The organism is Bacillus sp. SJ-10 (assembly GCF_002843505.1).
Classification (GTDB): Bacteria; Bacillota; Bacilli; order Bacillales; family Bacillaceae; genus Bacillus; species Bacillus velezensis.
On the sequence record NZ_CP025258.1, the window covers coordinates 2,246,345 to 2,265,118 of the forward strand.

Consider the following 18,774-nt stretch of genomic DNA (forward strand, 5'->3'; position numbering starts at 1 on the left):
AACGAACATGGCTTGGTTATTGATTTTAGGTTTGGCAGTGTCCTCGAGCATTGATAATTTAGGAGTGGGGATGTCATACGGCATCAGAAAAATCAAAATATCGCATGCGTCGAATATGATGATCGCTTTTATCTGTTTTGTATTCAGTTATATCGGAATTTATTTCGGCAAATGGATTTCAGCCGTTTTACCGGGCTTTCTTCCTGTATTGCTGGCGGCGTTTATTTTATCTGTCATCGGTATCCGCATCATTCTGCTGGCTGTGCCGAGAAAAACAGCGCGTGTTGGCGCGTCAGGAAAAAAAGGCCGTTTTGCCGGTCTGCTGCAAAATCCGGAGGCAGCGGATGCCGACGGTTCGGGAGAAATCGGTATATTGGAATCCATGGTTCTCGGGGTGGCCGTATCCGCAAATGCGCTGACCAACGGATTAAGCGCGGGGTTGATCGGACTTTCTCCCGCTGCCATTTCCATCACTGCGGCGGTCGGAAGCTTTTTGACCATATGGATCGGCTGCTCGCTTGGAAAAAAAGCCGCATCATTGCGCATCGGTTCTTTTCACGTCGGACAGTTCAGCACGGTGCTGAGCGGAGTGATTATTCTCATCATTGCTGCCAATACGCTGCTCTTTTAAGTTGTCCCGTTCATTTTATGAAAAGCTCAAAATAAATATGAATGTTTCTATTCGGGAGAGCGCATGACGCGGCTCTTTTTTTTTGGCGATCTGATATTTTTTCAAAATGAACAGAAAGTCGTCCGTTTCCGTTAAATTCTGCATATTCGGCCTTCAGACAGAACCTTTTTCATAGACTGATCAGCTTGTTTTCTTTCTAAGTTCAGGTAAACAGCAGGTCAGATAGCCTTCATTCCAAATATGGAAAAGCGCTGGAGGAATGAAGGCTCCCTTTACAAATCGGCCATTCTGTTCAAAGATAAAGCCGAATGAGAAAACGTGAGGTGATCTGTGTGAAGTCTGTCATACTTCTGATCTTCACCGCATGGCTGTTATCAGGCTGCGAGTATACCGCGGAGGCTGATGCGGCGCCGTCATTTACACAGGAAGGAACATTTATAAAAGCGGCCGGAAACGATACAATCGCGGTCGAAATTGACGGAGAAAGGCAAGAGGTGAAGGTGCCTTTCGCCAAGCGGTTTGAATGTCAGTCTCTGCCTGAACATACGGCGGTGCAAATCACCTATAAAAAAGAGAGCAACGGACAATTACGGCTTGAGGAACTGAAAAAAGAAACAGATATGTGAAAACGGGGAGGAAAAAAACGTGGGTTTACTGACAAAAAGCGCTGCTGCCTTCGGTGCCGCTCTGCTTCTGCTTGCGCCGTCTGCTTATGCAGCTGAACCTTTGCAAGGGAAAACCATTTATATCGATGCCGGACATGGCGGAGAAGACAGCGGGGCCGGCGGAAATGGACTGCTTGAGAAAAACATCAATTTAGCGGTGTCAAACAAGGTGATCGCCAAATTGGAGACAGAAGGCGCAAAACCTGTAGCTTCAAGGACTGACGATACTTTTTTACGTTTGGACGAGCGGGTGGCGAAAGCAAGCGCCAGCCAATCCGATTTATTCGTCAGCCTCCATACGAATTCAGCCGTATCAACGGCATCGGGCACGGAAACGTATTTTAATTCGACATATGAAGGCGCAGACAGCGAAAGGCTTGCTTCCGACATCCAGCAGCAGCTTGTCACGTCTTTAGGGATGAAGGACAGAGGCGTAAAAGAAGCTCCTTTTTATGTCATTACATATTCAAAGATGCCGAGTGTGCTGGCTGAATTAGGTTTTATCACAAATCCTCAAGATGCGGACAAGCTGAAAAGCGATAACGGACAAGAGCATGCCGCGGACGCCGTTGTAAACGGAATCGAAACTTATTACAGCGGCCGGTAATTATAAAATATGTGTAAATAGCGCCCTCCTTATGTGCATAACGATTATAATAGAGAAAACCGATGACAAACACCTGAGGTGACACATATGACGAATATTTTTGCCCACCGGGGGGCGTCGGGCGACTGCCCGGAAAATACGATGCCCGCGTTCAAAAAAGCGATTGAGGACGGGGCTGACGGAATTGAACTTGATGTACAGATGACAAAAGACGGCCGGATCGTGGTCATTCACGATGAAACCCTCGACCGCACGACGTCTCTGAAAGGATTTGTGAAAGATACGGCGTATGACAAAATCAGAACCGCCGATGCCGCCGGAAAATGGAAAGATGCTTTTAAAGGTGTCAGAATTCCGCTTTTGTCAGATGTGCTGCGTTTTGCGGAACGTGCTGATTTTCTGATAAACATTGAGCTGAAAAACAGTGTATTCCGTTACGAAGGAATGGAAGAAGAAGTGATTAAAAAAGTCAGATATTACGGACTGGAAAAGCGCGTTATTTTTTCTTCATTTAATCATGAGAGTCTCGCGGTTTGCCACGCCTTGGCGCCTGAAATTGAACGGGCGGTGCTGACGATGGATGTGCTGTACCGGCCTGAACGGTATCTTGCCGCCATTCCCGCTTCGGGTTATCATCCGAAGCTCGGTACGCCGGCGGTGAGCGCTGAAGTGATCAAACATCTTGCAAAACACCAAGCAGCGCTCCGTCCGTTCACCGTCAATCGTCCTGAGGATATGAAGCAGCTGATGAAAGCGGGAGCAGACGCGATTTTTACCGATTATCCAAAGCTGGCTGTTTCTATAAAAGAAGAATGCCGCAGCTGAGAAGACTGTTCAGACAGTCTTCTTTTTTTTATGGGCGGGAAAAAGGCGGTGCAATCATAACTCGGTCAGCCGGTTCATATATTGTAACAGGGCGTTTTGTGTAAGCGTTATCTTTTATCTTATTGAAAGTGAGGCAAAATTGTGGGAAAAACGGTTATCGTCAGTGCGGCAAGAACGCCGTTCGGAAAATTCGGCGGCGCATTAAAAGAAGTAAAGGCAGCCGAGCTTGGCGGCATTGTCATAAAAGAAGCAATCAAGCGCGCCGCTATCAGTGAAAGCGAAGCGGAAGGAGCGGTGATGGGAATGGTCGTCCAGGCGGGTGCCGGGCAGATTCCGGCACGACAGGCTGCAAGATATGCCGGGCTTCCATGGTCCGTTCCGGCTGAAACCATTAATAAGGTCTGTGCATCAGGGCTCAGGGCCGTTACCATCTGTGATCAAATGATCCGGGCGAAAGATGCGGACGTGCTGATTGCAGGCGGAATGGAAAGCATGAGCAACATTCCGTACGCCATTCCGGCCGGCCGCTGGGGTGTGAGGATGGGGGACGGGGTGTTTCAGGATTTAATGGTTCATGACGGGCTGACCTGTGCGTTCGACCAGGTGCATATGGCTGTCCACGGAAGCACTGCGGCCAAAAAGTACGGCATTTCCCGGGATGAACAGGATCATTACGCTCTTTTGAGCCAGAAACGCGCGGCTGAGGCGGCTGAGGCGGGCAAATTGCGTGAAGAAATTGTCCCCGTCACCTGTACCGGCAAAAAGGGCAAACAGCATACTGTTGAAGCGGATGAGGGGCTGCGCCCTGATACAAGCCTTGAGCAGCTCGCAGCGCTCAAGCCAATTTTTACAGCCGACGGAACGGTTACAGCCGGAAACGCTCCCGGTGTAAATGACGGGGCCGGAGCATTTGTGCTGATGTCAGAGGAAAAAGCCGCAAAGCAGCATGTCAGGCCGCTCGCAGCGATACTTGGCTTTGCGTCAGTCGGACTGGAAGCGTCCGAGCTGGCAAGCGCGCCGGGAGAGGCCATCAGCCGGCTCTTGACAAAAACCGGACTGTCCGTTGACGATATTGATTTGTTTGAAGTAAATGAAGCATTTGCGTCCGTCGTGCTCGTGAGTGAAAAAATAGCCGGGTTCAGCCGGGAGAAAGTGAATGTAAACGGAGGGGCAATCGCGTTCGGCCACCCGATCGGAGCAAGCGGAGCGAGAATCATCATGAGTTTAATATACGAATTAAAGCGTCGCGGAGGAGGTTTAGGCATAGCGGCTATATGCAGCGGAGCAGCTCAAGGAGATGCCGTCCTGCTGGAGGTGTACTGATCAAAGGAGGGAGCGCCGGATGAAGATGAAAACAATCATGGTCGCAGGTGCCGGTCAGATGGGAGCAGGCATCGCTCAGACGGCTGCAGAAGCTGGGTTTGCCGTCAAGTTATACGATTGGGAGCCGGAAACGGTAAAAAAGGGTCTTCACCGCATAAAGGCAAACCTGGAGAAAGAGCAGGCAAAAGGACGGAAGTCACAGCAGGAGACAGATGCCGTTTTCAGCCGTATTTCTCCGGCAGAACTCACAGAAGCGGGAGATGCTGATTTTGTAATTGAAGCCATTGCCGAAAACAAAAAAGCAAAAGCGGAATTGTTTGACACACTTGATAAAATCTGTCCCTCTCATGCCGTATTGGCAAGCAATACGTCTTCTCTTCCCATTACGGAGCTTGCCGCGGCCACAAAAAGGCCTGAAAAAGTAATCGGCATGCATTTTATGAATCCGGTTCCTGTCATGGAGCTTGTCGAAGTCATCAGAGGACTCGCCACATCGGAAGAAACAGCGGAAACAGTAAAGAAGCTTGCCGTCCGGATGAATAAAACCCCTGTCGAAGTCAATGACTTCCCGGGCTTTATATCTAATCGCATATTAATGCCGATGATTAACGAAGCCGTTTATTGCCTTTACGAAGGAGCAGCTTCAAAGGAAGCGATTGATGAGGTGATGAAGCTCGGCATGCGGCATCCGATGGGTCCTTTAACATTAGCTGACTTCATCGGTCTGGATACGTGCCTTTCCATTATGGAGGTTCTCTATGCGGGGCTCGGAGATCCGAAATACCGCCCATGCCCTCTGCTCAGAAAATATGTCAGCGCCGGCTGGCTCGGCAAAAAAAGCGGGCGCGGTTTTTATGAGTACGGCAGATGACGTAAAGATCATGAGGGGAGACGGCAGCCATGCATTTTACAGAAGAGCACATCATGATGAGAAAAATGGTGCGTGATTTTGCCCGCAAGGAAATCGCGCCGGTGGTTGAGCTCATGGAATCAACAGATGAATTTCCGGAGCGGCTGATTAAAAAAATGGGCGAAGCGGGATTGATGGGCATTCCCGTCCCGGAAGCTTACGGCGGGGCGGGTGCTGATACAACATCTTACATTTTAGCGATTCATGAAATATCAAAAGTCAGCGCGGCCGTCGGCGTCATTTTATCCGTCCACACATCGGTAGGGACAATCCCGATTTTGCATTTCGGGACAGAAGCCCAAAAACAAACGTATATTCCGAAGCTGGCAGCGGGCGAATATATTGGGGCGTTTGCGCTTACTGAGCCTCAATCCGGATCTGATGCGGGAAGCCTGAAAACAACGGCCGTGCGAAAAGGCGGTTCATATATTCTGAACGGTTCAAAAATCTTTATTACAAACGGCGGAGCGGCAGATCTGTATCTGACATTCGCCATAACCGATCCGGGTAAGGGGAGAAAGGGGATTTCCGCGTTTATCGTTGAAAAAAACACACCCGGTTTTTCTGTCGGAAAAAAAGAAAAAAAGCTCGGATTGTTAGGTTCCAATACTGTCGAATTGCAGTTTGACCAAGCGGAAATTCCGATTGAAAACCGGCTCGGCGAAGAGGGCGAAGGCTTTTCAATCGCCATGAAAAACCTTGACGTCGGACGGATCGGCATAGCGGCTCAGGCGCTCGGGATTATCGAAGCGGCGCTCGGCTGCTCGGTGGAGTACGCCAAAACCCGCAGCCAGTTCGGCAGACCCATCGCTTCGAATCAGGCCGTTTCATTTAAATTATCTGACATGGCGACGAATGCGGAAGCTGCCAAATTATTGGTCTATCATGCTGCTGATCTGTATCAGCGAGGGCTTCCGTGCGGAAAAGAAGCATCTATGGCGAAGCAATTCGCGTCCGATGCGGCGATGAAAGCGGCGGTGGAGGCTGTGCAGATTCACGGCGGCTACGGCTATATGAAAGAATATCCCGCGGAGCGTTTATTTCGGGATGCGAAAGTCACGCAAATCTATGAAGGAACCAATGAGATTCAAAGGCTGATTATTTCTAAGTATCTTCTTCAATAAAAAGTGCGCAAAGGAGCGAAACCATGGAATCTTATTCTCCCGGTTTAGATGGCGTCATTGCGGTGGAAACGGGGATTTCTTTCCTGGATACACAGCAGGGCAGTATTTTAATCAAAGGCCACGATCTGATTGAGCTTTCTAAAACGGCCGGCTATATGGACATTGTTCATCTCTTATTGGAAGACAGACTTCCTGATGCGAAAGAGAAGGCGGCGCTTGAAGAAGACGTTCGGCGCGGCGGACATCTTCCCGAGGAAATCTTGCACATATGCCGTCTGCTGCCCGAACATACTCACCCGATGGACGGACTGAGGACGGGTTTGTCCGCCCTTGGAGGCTTTGACAAGGACATCGATGACCGTTCATCTTCCGTAAATCAGCACCGCGTACGCGGACTGATAGGCAAAATGCCGAATCTGACGGTCAACAGCTATCGAGTCATCAACGGGCTGGAGCCTTTGGCGCCGGTCGGAACCTTATCATACAGCGCAAACTTTTTATATATGATTACCGGAAAAACACCGTCATCTTTGGAAGAAGAAATCTTCGACCGGTCGCTTCTTTTATACAGTGAGCATGAATTGCCGAACTCAACGTTTACGGCCCGTGTCATTGCTTCGACGCAATCGGATATTTACGGCGCGCTGACCGGAGCCGTCGCCTCGCTTAAAGGAAACCTTCACGGCGGCGCGAACGAAGCGGTTATGTACATGCTTGAAGAAGCGAAGGATACAGACGGGTTTACACAATTATTAACTCAAAAACTCGCAAACAAAGAAAAAATCATGGGCTTCGGCCACCGTGTCTACATGAAAAAAATGGACCCGAGGGCGCTCATGATGAAAGAAGCGTTAAAAAAGCTGTCTGATCTTTCAGGTGATTTCCGTCTTTATAATATGTGTGAAGCCGGCGAAACCGTCATGAGGGAGAAAAAAGGCCTTTATCCGAATTTAGATTACTACGCAGCGCCGGTCTATTACATGCTCGGCATCCCGATCCCGCTGTACACGCCTATATTCTTCAGCGCACGGACGGTCGGACTGTGCGCCCACGTTATTGAACAGCACAGCCGAAACCGGCTTTTCCGCCCGCGTGTCCGCTACACCGGAGCGCGTCTGTAAACAGATGAGAAAGGAAGATGAAAACATGACAGAACCCCGCCGAATGGACGCTGTAATCGAAGAGATTTCTGACTACTTGCTCCATCAGGAGATTGACAGTTCAGAAGCATTCACTACGGCAGGACATGTGCTTCTTGATACGATAGGCTGCGGAATTTTGGCGCTCAGCTATCCCGAATGTACAAAGCTGCTCGGCCCGATTGTCCCGGGAACCTTCGTGCCCAACGGCAGCAGAGTCCCGGGCACGCCTTTTGTTTTAGACCCGGTCACGGCTGCTTTTAATATCGGCTGTATCAACAGGTGGCTCGATTATAATGATACGTGGCTTGCTGCGGAATGGGGTCATCCGTCTGACAATCTCGGAGGCATATTGGCTTGTGCGGATTATATATCCAGAGTGCGGATTTCAGAAGGGAAAGAACCGCTTACCGTGCGCGATGTGCTTTGCGCAATGATCAAAGCGCACGAAATTCAAGGAATTCTCGCTTTGGAAAACAGCTTAAACAGAGTGGGGCTTGACCATGTGCTGTTTGTGAAAGTGGCGACTGCGGCTGTTTGCGCACAAATGCTGGGCGGCTCAAGAGAGGAAATCAATAACGCCGTATCTCACGCTTGGATTGATAATTCAAGCCTCAGAACGTATCGTCATGCGCCGAACACCGGATCACGCAAATCATGGGCGGCCGGCGACGCGACGAGCAGAGGCGTATATTTGGCCCTTATGGCGCAAAAAGGTGAAATGGGGTACCCGACGGCTCTGACCGCATCTGGGTGGGGATTTCAAGACGTACTGTTTAACCGGCAGGAAATGAAGCTTGCCCGCCCGCTTGGGTCCTATGTGATGGAGAATGTTTTATTTAAAGTATCCTACCCGGCTGAATTTCACGCCCAGACAGCGGCGGAATGCGCGGTCCGGCTTCATCCGGAGGTGAAAGACCGCATTGAAGACATTGATAGGATCACGATTATGACCCATGAGTCGGCAATCCGGATTATCGATAAAAAAGGGCCGCTTCACAATCCGGCTGACCGGGATCACTGCCTCCAGTATATTACGGCAATCGGGCTGCTTTTCGGAGATATCACGGCGGATCATTATGAAGAGGAAACGGCGTCTGACCCGCGAATTGATACATTGCGGAGCAAAATGGAGGTGACGGAACACAAAGCGTACTCAAAAGATTACTTAGACCCGAATAAGCGATCCATATCAAATGCCGTACAGGTGCATTTTACAGACGGCACGGCTACGGGACGGATTGAATGTGAATACCCGCTCGGACACCGGTTCCGCAGAAAAGAAGCCGTTCCGAAGATTCTTGCCAAGTTTTCAGCAAACATCAGTACTCATTTTTCATTGAAGCAGCAGCGAAAAATCGAAGAGGCCTGCGAACATAGCGGCCGAATGCAGAAGCTCAGCGTTAGTGAATTTATGGACTTATTTCTCGTATAAAATAGGAGGGTGACAAACATGACGTGGATCGTCAGCAAGCAGTCGTCTCAAGAGGAGCTTGCAGAGCGGTTCCGTACGCTGATGGCAGCGCCGGATCTATTGCAGATCCCCGGCGCTCACGATGCGATGGCCGCTCTTATCGCCAAGAAAACGGGGTTTTCGGCTCTTTATTTATCAGGCGCGGCTTACACGGCGAGCAGAGGGCTGCCCGATTTAGGGATCATCACGTCGGCGGAAATGGCTGAACGGGTTAAAGATCTGGTCCGCTCGTCTGATCTGCCCGTCCTTGTCGATATTGACACGGGTTTCGGAGGAGTGCTGAATGCCGCCCGGACGGCGAAAGAAATGTATGAAGCGCGCGCGGCCGCCGTCCAGATGGAGGATCAGCGCCTGCCGAAAAAATGCGGACATCTGAATGGGAAGCAGCTCGTGCCGATTGAAGAAATGGCGCAAAAAATCCAAGCGATCAAGCAGGCCGCGCCGACCCTTCTTGTTGTTGCGAGAACAGACGCCAGACAGCAGGAAGGGCTGGAGGGGGCATTAACAAGGGCGTCCGCTTATATAAAAGCGGGTGCTGACGCTGTTTTTCCGGAAGCGCTCCAATCCGAAAGTGAATTCAGAGCGTTTTCCAAACAAATCAGTGTGCCGATTCTCGCTAACATGACTGAATTCGGAAAAACGCCGTATTACAGTGCTGATGAATTTTCCGATATGGGCTGTCAGATGGTCATTTACCCGGTCACGTCACTCAGAACGGCGGCCAAGGCTTTTGAGCGTATTTTCCGCCTTCTGAAAGAAGAAGGCTCGCAAAAAGAGGGGCTTTCAGATATGCAGACGAGAAAAGAATTATATGAAACGATCGCTTACGATGACTATGAAGAACTGGATCAATCCATTGCCAAAACGATACTGCCGGACGACTGAAAAAGCCCTTTTTTTTGCAAGGGCTTTTTTTACAGCTTTTTTTTCCTGAACCGCGGGCTGACTTGATTGCGTTTCCGATCTCTGTACAAAATAAACCCGGCCAGAACATAAAGGCCGAACAAAAAAAACGCCAAACCGGCCGCCCCCTGAAGAAAAAGGGACGGAAACGGGGAAAACACATGCCCGAATAATGCATCTCTCATCAGCTTAATGCCGAGCGCCGCGACAGCGCCGGGGAGGACCAGAATCAAAAGCGCAACAAGCCGGCTCATATTCAGAAAACCCCTTTACGATATGTTTTCCTTTATTGTCCAATCGAAAAAATATTTTGTCAAGAGATCAAAACGTGGTAACATAGGGGTTGTGCAAATTATTGCAACGGAAAATACAGGTGTGCAAATTTTTTCATATAAAGGGGTATCGGGATGCAGAAGGTGCTGATTATAGGTGCTGGTAAAGGAGGCACGGCGCTCCTACAGATTTTGATGAAAACAAAGCTGATCCGGATTATTGCGGTGGTTGATCAAGATCCGGAGGCGCAAGGGCTGCAAGTAGCCCGGAAATATGGAATTGCAACCTCATCAGATTGGAAACCTTACATAACCGAAGATATAGATATTATCATCCATACAACAGGCGATAAAGCGGTCATGGATGAGCTGCTCCATGAGAAAAAAGAACAAACCATCGTCATGCCGGGAAAATTGGCGTACATGGTGTTTCAGCTGATGGAGGAAAAACAGCAGCTTATCCAAATGCTCAAGTCGCAGACGTATAAGCATGACCGGATTTTTAATTCAACGCACGACGGCATGATTTTTATAGACGTCAACGAAACGATCATTTTATTTAATCAGATGGCAGAAAAAATGGTCGGCCAAAAACGGGAGGATGTCATCGGCCGCCAAATTAAAGACGTAGTGCCGAACACAAAGCTGCCGCGGATTCTGGAAACGAGAGAGCCGGAATATAACCAGAAGCAGCTTCTCGGAAAGCACTTGCAGATTGTCACGACAAGACTGCCGATCATTGATGAAGGCGGAAAACTTCTCGGCGCGTTATGCGTGTTTAAAGACATCACCGACGCAGTTGAACTGGCGGAAGAGGTTACGAACTTAAAACAAATCCGCACCATGCTTGAAGCGATTATTCAATCCTCAGACGAGGCCATTTCCGTCGTTGATGAAAACGGCATCGGAATGTTAATCAACAAAGCGTATACAAAAATGACCGGGCTGTCAGAAAGCGAAGTCATCGGAAAACCCGCTTCCACCGATATCTCAGAAGGGGAAAGCATGCACCTGAAAGTATTGGGGACAAGGCGGCCCGTGCGGGGTGTGAGGATGAAGGTCGGCCCCAATAAAAAGGATGTTATCGTAAATGTTGCCCCCGTTATTGTGGACGGTATTTTAAAAGGCAGCGTCGGCGTCATTCACGATGTGTCAGAAATTAAAACGCTGACTGCTGAGCTGAATCGGGCGCGCCAGATCATCCGCACGCTTGAAGCGAAATACACGTTTGACGACATTATCGGCACGAGTGAACAAATGCTGGTCGCCCTTGAACAGGCGAAGCTCGGGGCGAAAACGCCGGCGACGATTCTGCTGCGGGGAGAATCCGGCACAGGAAAAGAACTTTTCGCCCACGCCATCCATAATGAAAGCGACCGAAAATACAATAAATTCATCCGGGTCAATTGTGCGGCCCTGTCTGAATCCCTGCTAGAATCCGAGCTTTTCGGCTATGAGGAAGGCGCGTTTACGGGCGCGAGGCGCGGGGGCAAAAAAGGACTTTTTGAGGAAGCGAATAACGGCAGCATTTTCTTAGATGAAATCGGAGAGCTGACCCAAAGCACCCAGGCAAAGCTGCTCAGAGTTCTGCAGGAAAAAGAAATTATCAGAGTCGGCGGCGCTAAAGCGATTTCTGTCAATGTCAGAATTATCGCAGCGACAAACGTCAACATCGAAAAGGCCATGGCCGAAGGCGCGTTCCGTGAAGACCTGTATTACCGGATTAACCGCTATCCGATCTCAATCCCGCCGCTTCGGCAGCGCAAAGAAGATATTGAAGCGCTGAGCATTCGGCTCATTGAAAAAATCAATCAGGATTACGGCCGCAATGTAAAGGGGCTCGCGCCGAACGCGCTGCGAGCTTTATCAGCCTACAGCTGGCCGGGAAACGTCCGGGAGCTTGAAAATGTTCTCGGACGGGCAATGATATTTTTAGAGCCGCACATGGAACGGATCGAACAGCAGCATCTGCCTGTTTTTGAATCAGAGCTGAATGAAAAAAACGGCACCCAAAGTGATTTTCCGGATGTGGAAGGGGAAAAGCTGTCTCAGGCTGTTGAAAAATTTGAAGCGCACGTCATTCAAAAAACACTTGAAAAGCATAAATTCAACCGAACCAAAACGGCAAAAGCGCTTGGTGTCAGCATTCGGAATCTGTACTACAAAATGGACAAGTACGGCCTTGCAAATGACGGCATGCAATAAATTGCAGAGAAAGCGCAAACAGCTGCATGTTTTCTTGAAAAAAGCCGGAATAAACCCTCCCGCATATTTGGCACGGAACTTGCATTGTTAAAAGCGGATTCGCACAAGGAAGGTGGTACAAAATGAAGCTGAGAGACCTAGTTGAAAAAGCCGCGGCAAAAAACGCAAAAACCATTGCAGTGGCCCACGCAGCAGATAAAGAAGTGATCCAGGCCGTCAAAATGGCGGCAGAACACTTGTCGGCACGATTTTTACTGACGGGTGACAGCGGAAAGCTGAAAGAGCTTCTGGCAAATGAGCCGAAGTTCAATGCTGAAATCATCCACGCCGATTCACCCGAAGAATCTGCGGCAAAAGCAGTGCGCGCAGTGCGTGAACAAGAGGCGGACATTTTAATGAAAGGGAATCTCCCGAGCTCAACTCTTCTGAAATCGGTTTTAAACCGCCATGAAGGGCTTCGTTCAAAAAGGGTGTTATCACATGTAGCCGTTTTTGAGGTGCCGGACTATGACCGGCTGATGTATGTGACTGATTCAGCGCTGAACATTGCCCCGTCTCTTGAAGAGCTCGGGCATATTCTGCAAAATGCGGTTCATGTCGCACATTCAGTAGGGAACCCTATGCCGAAAGCCGCAGTCCTTGCCGCTATTGAAACGGTTAATCCGAAAATGGAGGCGACGCTGAACGCGGCTGCGATCGTCCAGATGTGCAACAGAGGACAGATTACCGGCTGCATTGCGGACGGACCGCTTGCTTTGGATAATGCCGTATCCCAAGCGGCTGCGCTGCAAAAAGGGATTTCCGGAAGCGTAGCGGGCCAGGCGGATATTCTCTTGGTTCCTTCAATCGAGGCCGGAAATATGCTTTATAAGTCAATGATTTATTTTGCGAAAGCAAATGTTGCTGCCGTCATCGCCGGTGCAAAAGCGCCGATCGCATTAACGAGCAGAGCGGATACCGCAGAAAATAAACTGTATTCAATTGCGCTTGCGATTTGCGCATCACAAGAACAGTAGGAGGAACGAACCTATGGAAATTTTTAAATATATGGAGACTTATGATTACGAACAATTGGTATTCTGCCAAGATGAACAATCCGGATTAAAAGCGATCATCGCGATTCATGATACGACGCTCGGCCCTGCACTTGGCGGAACAAGAATGTGGACATATGACAGTGAAGAAGCGGCGATTGAAGATGCATTAAGACTCGCAAAAGGCATGACTTATAAAAATGCGGCTGCCGGTTTAAACTTAGGCGGCGGGAAAACCGTTATTATCGGAGACCCGCGCAAAGATAAAAATGAAGAAATGTTCCGCGCGTTCGGGCGCTACATCCAAGGCTTAAACGGAAGGTATATTACGGCGGAAGACGTCGGCACAACCGTTGAAGATATGGACATCATTCATGATGAAACAGACTATGTAACCGGAATTTCTCCGGCATTCGGTTCATCAGGAAATCCGTCCCCGGTTACGGCGTACGGCGTCTACAAAGGGATGAAAGCCGCAGCGAAAGCGGCGTTTGGCACTGATTCACTGGAAGGTAAAACAATTGCCGTGCAAGGCGTGGGAAATGTGGCTTACAATCTATGCCGCCACCTTCACGAAGAAGGCGCTTCTTTAATCGTAACGGATATCAATAAAGAATCTGTTAAACGTGCCGTTGAGGACTTCGGCGCCCGCGCAGTTGATCCCGACGACATTTACTCACAGGCGTGCGATATTTATGCCCCATGTGCTCTCGGCGCCGTCATTAACGATGACACGATTAAACAGCTGAAGGCGAAAGTTATTGCGGGAGCGGCCAATAACCAGCTGAAAGAAACACGTCACGGCGATACCATTCATGAAATGGGAATCGTGTACGCTCCGGATTATGTCATCAATGCAGGCGGCGTCATCAATGTAGCCGATGAGCTTTACGGCTACAATGCTGAGCGGGCTTTGAAAAAGGTTGAGGGCATCTATGCAAACATTGAGCGGGTGCTCGATATTTCCGCGCGTGACGGCATTCCGACATACTTAGCGGCTGACCGTTTGGCTGAGGAACGAATTGAGCGCATGCGCCGTTCAAGAAGCCAGTTTCTGCAAAACGGCCAAAGTATATTAAGCAGACGATAGGAATTTGATCTGGAGGTATGAAAATGTTCGAAAAGGAAAAACGCATTCTCATTCTGAATCCAGGCTCAACATCAACGAAAATCGGTGTCTTTCACAATGAACGCTGTATCTTTGAAAAGACGCTGCGGCATCCCGAAGAAGAGCTGAAAACATTTAACAGCATTATCGACCAATACGAATTTCGAAAAATAAGCATTCTTGAGTCTTTACACGAACAGGGCATCAACATTTCAAAGTTCGATGCCGTTTGTGCCAGAGGCGGCCTGCTCAGACCGATTGAGGGCGGCACATATGAAGTGAATGACGCCATGATCACTGATTTGAAAAACGGCTACAACGGCCAGCATGCTTCTAATCTGGGCGGAATTATTGCCAGGGAAATAGCTGACGGATTAAATATCCCCGCGTATATCGTCGATCCGGTCGTGGTGGATGAGATGACTCCGCTCGCTAAAGTATCAGGAATGCCTGAAATCAAGCGGAAAAGCATTTTCCATGCTTTGAACCAAAAAGCTGTTGCCCGTCAGGCGGCGGCGTCCCTCGGCAAACGGTATGAACAGATGAAGATGATCGTCACTCATATGGGCGGCGGCACCACAGTCGGTGTCCATGATTGCGGACGGGTGACGGATGTCAACAACGGGCTTCACGGAGAAGGACCCTTCAGCCCGGAGCGCGCGGGAACCGTTCCGGCGGGTGATTTGGTGGAGATGTGTTTTTCCGGCAAGTATTCAAAAGCCGATATGATGAAAAAACTTGTCGGCACGGGCGGACTCTCCGGCTACCTGGGGACAACGGACGCGGTCAAAGTGGAAAAACGCATTCAGGCCGGAGATGAAAACGCGCGTCTCATTTATGACGCCATGGCTTATCAAGTAGCAAAAGAAATCGGGGCGGCAAGCGCCGTTTTAAAAGGAAAAGTAGACATTATCGTCCTGACGGGCGGATTGGCGTACGGGAAAAGTTTCGTATCCGCTATCAGATCGTACATAGATTGGATTTCGGATGTACTGGTGTACCCGGGAGAAAATGAACTGCAATCTCTCGCGCAAGGCGCGCTTCGGGTTTTAGCCGGTGAGGAGCAGTCAAAGCAATATCAGATCGGCGAAGGAGTGAAAACAAATGGCGACTGAGTATGATGTGGTCATTCTGGGCGGCGGCACGGGCGGTTATGTAGCCGCCATCAGAGCGGCCCAGCTCGGCTTAAAAACGGCCGTTGTAGAAAAAGAAAAGCTCGGCGGAACATGCCTGCATAAAGGATGTATTCCGAGTAAAGCGCTGTTAAGAAGCGCGGAAGTGTACCGAACCGCAAAGGAAGCGGCAGCATTCGGCATTGAAACGGAAGGTGTCTCCCTCCGCTTTGACAGCGTGCAAAAACGAAAGCAGGGAATCGTTGACCGGCTGGCCGGCGGTGTCGCCCACTTGATGAAAAAGGGGAAGATTGATGTATTCAACGGGTACGGACGTATGCTCGGCCCTTCCATCTTCTCACCTCTTCCCGGTACAGTTTCCGTCGAATACGCAAATGGTGAAGAAAACGACATGCTGATACCGAAACAATTGATTATCGCAACCGGTTCAAGGCCGAAAATGCTGCCGGGTTTAGAAGCAGACGGTACATATATTCTGACATCAGATGAAGCGTTAGAGCTTGAACGTCTGCCCCAATCCATGATGATCGTCGGCGGCGGTGTCATCGGAATTGAATGGGCATCCATGCTGAACGATTTCGGCGTCAATATCACTGTGATTGAATATGCGGACCGCATTTTGCCGACTGAAGACCGTGATATTTCAAGCGAGATGGAAAAACTGTTAACGAAAAAAGGAATTAAAATCGTGACGGGTGCGAAAGTGCTTCCGGATACATTGGAAAAAGCGGACGGCGTTTCAATTGCCGCTGAAAAGAATGGAAAAAAAGAAACGTATCACGCGGAACAAATGCTTGTTTCCATCGGCCGCCAGCCGAACATTGAAGGGATCGGCCTTGAAAACACGGACATTGAAGCGGAAAACGGTTCTATCATCGTGAACGAAGCCGGGCAGACGAAGGAATCGCACATTTATGCGATTGGTGATGTTGTCGGCGGGCTGCAGCTTGCGCATGTGGCCTCCCGTGAAGGCATCATTGCCGTTGAGCATATGGCGGGTCTTAATCCGGCTCCGCTTGATGCCGCTCTTGTGCCGAAATGCATTTATTCAAATCCGGAAGCGGCGAGCGTCGGTCTGACAGAAGAGGAAGCTCTTCGAAAAGGGCATGAACTGAAAATCGGGAAGTTTCCGTTCATGGCGATCGGAAAGGCGCTTGTATACGGAGAAAGCGACGGCTTTGTCAAAATCGTCGCCGATCGGAATACAGATGATATTCTCGGTGTTCATATGATCGGCCCGCACGTCACCGATATGATCTCTGAAGCGGGGCTTGCCAAGGTGCTCGATGCGACGCCTTGGGAAATCGGCCAGTCCATACATCCGCATCCGTCGCTGTCAGAAGCGATTGGAGAAGCTGCGTTAGCCGCAGACGGAAACGCGATTCATTTTTAAAAGGAAAGAAGGAGGGGTTTGAATGACTACAAACCGCCATCAAGCATTAGGGCTCTCTGACGAAGAAGCCGTTGAAATGTATAGAACCATGCTGTTAGCCAGAAAAATCGACGAAAGAATGTGGCTCTTAAACCGCTCGGGCAAAATTCCGTTCGTTGTTTCATGTCAAGGACAGGAAGCGGCACAAGTAGGCGCGGCCTGTGCCTTAAACCGTGATACCGACTATGTGCTTCCGTACTACAGAGATATAGGGGTTGTGCTTGCATTCGGTATGACTGCAAAGGATTTGATGATGTCCGGTTTTGCGAAAGCGGCTGACCCGAACTCAGGCGGAAGGCAGATGCCGGGCCACTTCGGGCAAAAGGAAAACAGAATCGTAACGGGCTCATCCCCTGTTACAACGCAGGTTCCTCATGCAGTCGGAATCGCGCTTGCGGGACGCATGGATAAAAAGGATATCGTCTCTTTCGTTACCTTTGGAGAAGGATCTTCCAACCAGGGGGATTTTCACGAAGGGGCAAACTTTGCCGCCGTGTATAAACTGCCGGTCATTTTCATGTGTGAAAACAATAAGTATGCCATTTCTGTCCCGTATGACAAACAGGTGGCGTGCGAGAAAATATCCGACCGGGCGGCAGGCTACGGCATGCCGGGAGTCACTGTTGACGGAAACGACCTGCTGGAAGTTTACCGGGCCGTAAAAGAAGCGCGCGAACGGGCATCTAAAGGCGAAGGCCCTACATTAATAGAAACGGTTTCCTACCGTTTGACGCCGCATTCCAGTGATGACGACGACAGCAGCTACAGAGAACGCGAAGAAGTAGAAGAAGCGAAGAAACAAGATCCGCTTCTTTTATACAAAGCATACTTGCAAGAAGCCGGGCTTCTAGGTGAAGAAGAAGAAAAGACCATGCTGGATGACATCATGGCTATCGTAAACGAAGCGACAGACGAAGCGGAGAAAGCGCCATACGCATCTCCTGAATCAACGCTTGATCACGTTTATGCGAAGTAGGGAGGAATACTTATGTCTGTAATGTCTTATATTGACAGTATTAATGCAGCAATGAAAGAAGAAATGGAAAGAGATCCGCGCGTTTTTGTTCTCGGGGAAGACGTCGGGAGAAAAGGCGGCGTGTTTAAAGCAACGGCGGGTCTCTATGAACAGTTCGGAGAAGAGCGGGTGATGGATACGCCGCTTGCTGAATCAGCGATTGCCGGTGTAGGGATCGGCGCCGCGATGTACGGCATGCGCCCGATTGCCGAGATGCAGTTTGCCGATTTCATTCTGCCTGCGGTCAACCAAATCATTTCAGAAGCGGCAAAAATACGCTACCGCTCAAACAATGATTGGAGCTGTCCGATGGTCATCAGAGCGCCTTACGGCGGCGGCGTGCACGGCGCGTTGTATCATTCCCAATCTGTGGAGGCCATTTTTGCCAACCAGCCGGGCCTTAAAATTGTCATGCCTTCAACTCCTTATGACGCAAAAGGGCTGTTGAAAGCTGCAGTCCGTGACGAAGATCCGGTGCTGTTTTTCGAACATAAGAGGGCGTACCGCCTGATTAAAGGCGAAGTCCCTGCGGATGATTACGTCCTTCCGATCGGAAAGGCGGATGTAAAACGCGAAGGCAGCGACATTACTGTCATTACGTACGGATTATGCGTCCATTTTGCTCTGCAGGCTGCCGAGCGTCTTGAAAAAGACGGAATTTCCACGCACGTATTAGACTTGCGTACGGTTTATCCGTTAGATAAAGAAGCCATCATTGAAGCCGCGTCTAAAACGGGAAAAGTATTGCTGATCACGGAAGATACGAAAGAAGGCGGTATTATGAGCGAGGTCGCCGCCATTATTTCAGAAAACTGCTTATTTGATTTAGACGCGCCGATCAAGCGGCTTGCAGGTCCTGACGTTCCGGCAATGCCTTATGCGCCGACAATGGAAAAATACTTCATGATGAATCCTGACAAAGCAGAAGCCGCGATGAGAGAATTAGCGGAGTTTTAAAGACGTAAGGAGGTTTT

General features: G+C 49.7%; 18 protein-coding genes. 17 read left to right on the forward strand and 1 reads right to left on the reverse strand.

The annotated features are described in order from the left end of the window. Positions 1 to 7: 7 nt before the first annotated feature. From ytaF to prpB, 10 genes are all read left to right on the forward strand, one after another. On the forward strand, positions 8 to 631 hold the full coding sequence (ytaF, locus tag CXL14_RS11575; RefSeq protein ID WP_007408366.1) for a sporulation membrane protein YtaF: 624 nt from the start codon (positions 8 to 10) through the stop codon (positions 629 to 631). Between the two features lie 308 nt (positions 632 to 939). Continuing rightward, positions 940 to 1,257, forward strand: coding sequence for a hypothetical protein (locus tag CXL14_RS11580; RefSeq protein ID WP_014721488.1), 318 nt, complete (start codon positions 940 to 942; stop codon positions 1,255 to 1,257). 19 nt (positions 1,258 to 1,276) lie between these two features. Then, positions 1,277 to 1,903 (forward strand): N-acetylmuramoyl-L-alanine amidase family protein, encoded by a 627-nt coding sequence (locus tag CXL14_RS11585; RefSeq protein WP_017418119.1) that lies wholly within the window; start codon positions 1,277 to 1,279, stop codon positions 1,901 to 1,903. A gap of 87 nt (positions 1,904 to 1,990) precedes the next feature. Continuing rightward, positions 1,991 to 2,728 carry a glycerophosphodiester phosphodiesterase gene (locus tag CXL14_RS11590; RefSeq protein ID WP_015240188.1) on the forward strand — a complete coding sequence of 246 codons (738 nt, stop codon included), beginning with the start codon at positions 1,991 to 1,993 and terminating at the stop codon, positions 2,726 to 2,728. Between the two features lie 141 nt (positions 2,729 to 2,869). Next, complete coding sequence (locus CXL14_RS11595; RefSeq protein WP_101287795.1) at positions 2,870 to 4,051, forward strand: acetyl-CoA C-acetyltransferase; 1,182 nt, start codon at positions 2,870 to 2,872, stop codon at positions 4,049 to 4,051. 19 nt (positions 4,052 to 4,070) lie between these two features. Next, positions 4,071 to 4,922, forward strand: coding sequence for a 3-hydroxybutyryl-CoA dehydrogenase (locus CXL14_RS11600; protein ID WP_014721486.1), 852 nt, complete (start codon positions 4,071 to 4,073; stop codon positions 4,920 to 4,922). A gap of 29 nt (positions 4,923 to 4,951) precedes the next feature. Next, the gene (locus CXL14_RS11605; protein WP_014418343.1) at positions 4,952 to 6,085 is read left to right on the forward strand and encodes an acyl-CoA dehydrogenase; all 1,134 of its coding nucleotides are present in this window, start codon (positions 4,952 to 4,954) and stop codon (positions 6,083 to 6,085) included. Positions 6,086 to 6,108: 23 nt separating this feature from the next. Continuing rightward, entirely contained in the window at positions 6,109 to 7,206 is a 1,098-nt protein-coding gene (gene mmgD, locus CXL14_RS11610; RefSeq protein WP_007612474.1) for a citrate synthase, read from the forward strand. 25 nt (positions 7,207 to 7,231) lie between these two features. Beyond that, complete coding sequence (locus CXL14_RS11615) at positions 7,232 to 8,659, forward strand: bifunctional 2-methylcitrate dehydratase/aconitate hydratase (protein ID WP_014418342.1); 1,428 nt, start codon at positions 7,232 to 7,234, stop codon at positions 8,657 to 8,659. An 18-nt stretch (positions 8,660 to 8,677) separates the two neighbouring features. Then, positions 8,678 to 9,583: a methylisocitrate lyase gene (prpB, locus tag CXL14_RS11620; RefSeq protein ID WP_014418341.1), complete on the forward strand. Its 906-nt coding sequence runs from the start codon at positions 8,678 to 8,680 to the stop codon at positions 9,581 to 9,583. A gap of 29 nt (positions 9,584 to 9,612) precedes the next feature. Here the strand turns inward: prpB and CXL14_RS11625 are convergent, their stop codons facing one another. Further along, complete coding sequence (locus CXL14_RS11625; protein ID WP_014418340.1) at positions 9,613 to 9,855, reverse strand: DUF2627 domain-containing protein; 243 nt, start codon at positions 9,853 to 9,855, stop codon at positions 9,613 to 9,615. 153 nt (positions 9,856 to 10,008) lie between these two features. On the opposite strand from CXL14_RS11625, the gene CXL14_RS11630 reads away from it, so the two are divergent. The 7 genes from CXL14_RS11630 (at position 10,009) to bfmBAB (ending at position 18,757) form a co-directional block, all read left to right on the forward strand. Continuing rightward, positions 10,009 to 12,078, forward strand: a complete 2,070-nt coding sequence (locus CXL14_RS11630) for a sigma-54 interaction domain-containing protein (protein ID WP_014418339.1) — start codon at positions 10,009 to 10,011, stop codon at positions 12,076 to 12,078. A 122-nt stretch (positions 12,079 to 12,200) separates the two neighbouring features. Beyond that, positions 12,201 to 13,094, forward strand: coding sequence for a phosphate butyryltransferase (gene yqiS / locus CXL14_RS11635; RefSeq protein WP_014418338.1), 894 nt, complete (start codon positions 12,201 to 12,203; stop codon positions 13,092 to 13,094). A gap of 13 nt (positions 13,095 to 13,107) precedes the next feature. Beyond that, complete coding sequence (gene bcd / locus CXL14_RS11640; RefSeq protein WP_007612452.1) at positions 13,108 to 14,202, forward strand: branched-chain amino acid dehydrogenase; 1,095 nt, start codon at positions 13,108 to 13,110, stop codon at positions 14,200 to 14,202. Between the two features lie 17 nt (positions 14,203 to 14,219). Beyond that, positions 14,220 to 15,335, forward strand: coding sequence for a butyrate kinase (gene buk / locus CXL14_RS11645; protein ID WP_014721483.1), 1,116 nt, complete (start codon positions 14,220 to 14,222; stop codon positions 15,333 to 15,335). Further along, positions 15,325 to 16,746, forward strand: coding sequence for a dihydrolipoyl dehydrogenase (lpdA, locus tag CXL14_RS11650; RefSeq protein WP_014418337.1), 1,422 nt, complete (start codon positions 15,325 to 15,327; stop codon positions 16,744 to 16,746). The genes buk and lpdA overlap by 11 nt, the downstream gene beginning before the upstream one ends. Before the next feature lie 22 nt (positions 16,747 to 16,768). Then, a complete protein-coding gene (locus tag CXL14_RS11655) occupies positions 16,769 to 17,761 on the forward strand; it encodes a thiamine pyrophosphate-dependent dehydrogenase E1 component subunit alpha (protein WP_101287797.1) in 993 nt (330 codons plus the stop codon). 12 nt (positions 17,762 to 17,773) lie between these two features. After that, a complete protein-coding gene (gene bfmBAB / locus CXL14_RS11660) occupies positions 17,774 to 18,757 on the forward strand; it encodes a 3-methyl-2-oxobutanoate dehydrogenase subunit beta (protein WP_014418335.1) in 984 nt (327 codons plus the stop codon). Positions 18,758 to 18,774 lie beyond the last annotated feature (17 nt).

Excerpts from the sequence above, each read along its gene's own strand:
- ytaF (WP_007408366.1), top strand. The coding sequence starts at position 8 with ATGGCTTGGTTATTGATTTTAGGTTTGGCAGTGTCCTCGAGCATTGAT.
- CXL14_RS11580 (WP_014721488.1), top strand. The coding sequence starts at position 940 with ATGAGAAAACGTGAGGTGATCTGTGTGAAGTCTGTCATACTTCTGATC.
- CXL14_RS11590 (WP_015240188.1), top strand. The coding sequence starts at position 1,991 with ATGACGAATATTTTTGCCCACCGGGGGGCGTCGGGCGACTGCCCGGAA.
- CXL14_RS11600 (WP_014721486.1), top strand. The coding sequence starts at position 4,071 with ATGAAGATGAAAACAATCATGGTCGCAGGTGCCGGTCAGATGGGAGCA.
- CXL14_RS11605 (WP_014418343.1), top strand. The coding sequence starts at position 4,952 with ATGCATTTTACAGAAGAGCACATCATGATGAGAAAAATGGTGCGTGAT.
- mmgD (WP_007612474.1), top strand. The coding sequence starts at position 6,109 with ATGGAATCTTATTCTCCCGGTTTAGATGGCGTCATTGCGGTGGAAACG.
- CXL14_RS11615 (WP_014418342.1), top strand. The coding sequence starts at position 7,232 with ATGACAGAACCCCGCCGAATGGACGCTGTAATCGAAGAGATTTCTGAC.
- prpB (WP_014418341.1), top strand. The coding sequence starts at position 8,678 with ATGACGTGGATCGTCAGCAAGCAGTCGTCTCAAGAGGAGCTTGCAGAG.
- CXL14_RS11625 (WP_014418340.1), bottom strand. The coding sequence starts at position 9,855 with ATGAGCCGGCTTGTTGCGCTTTTGATTCTGGTCCTCCCCGGCGCTGTC.
- CXL14_RS11630 (WP_014418339.1), top strand. The coding sequence starts at position 10,009 with ATGCAGAAGGTGCTGATTATAGGTGCTGGTAAAGGAGGCACGGCGCTC.
- yqiS (WP_014418338.1), top strand. The coding sequence starts at position 12,201 with ATGAAGCTGAGAGACCTAGTTGAAAAAGCCGCGGCAAAAAACGCAAAA.
- bcd (WP_007612452.1), top strand. The coding sequence starts at position 13,108 with ATGGAAATTTTTAAATATATGGAGACTTATGATTACGAACAATTGGTA.
- buk (WP_014721483.1), top strand. The coding sequence starts at position 14,220 with ATGAAAATGTTCGAAAAGGAAAAACGCATTCTCATTCTGAATCCAGGC.
- lpdA (WP_014418337.1), top strand. The coding sequence starts at position 15,325 with ATGGCGACTGAGTATGATGTGGTCATTCTGGGCGGCGGCACGGGCGGT.
- CXL14_RS11655 (WP_101287797.1), top strand. The coding sequence starts at position 16,769 with ATGACTACAAACCGCCATCAAGCATTAGGGCTCTCTGACGAAGAAGCC.
- bfmBAB (WP_014418335.1), top strand. The coding sequence starts at position 17,774 with ATGTCTGTAATGTCTTATATTGACAGTATTAATGCAGCAATGAAAGAA.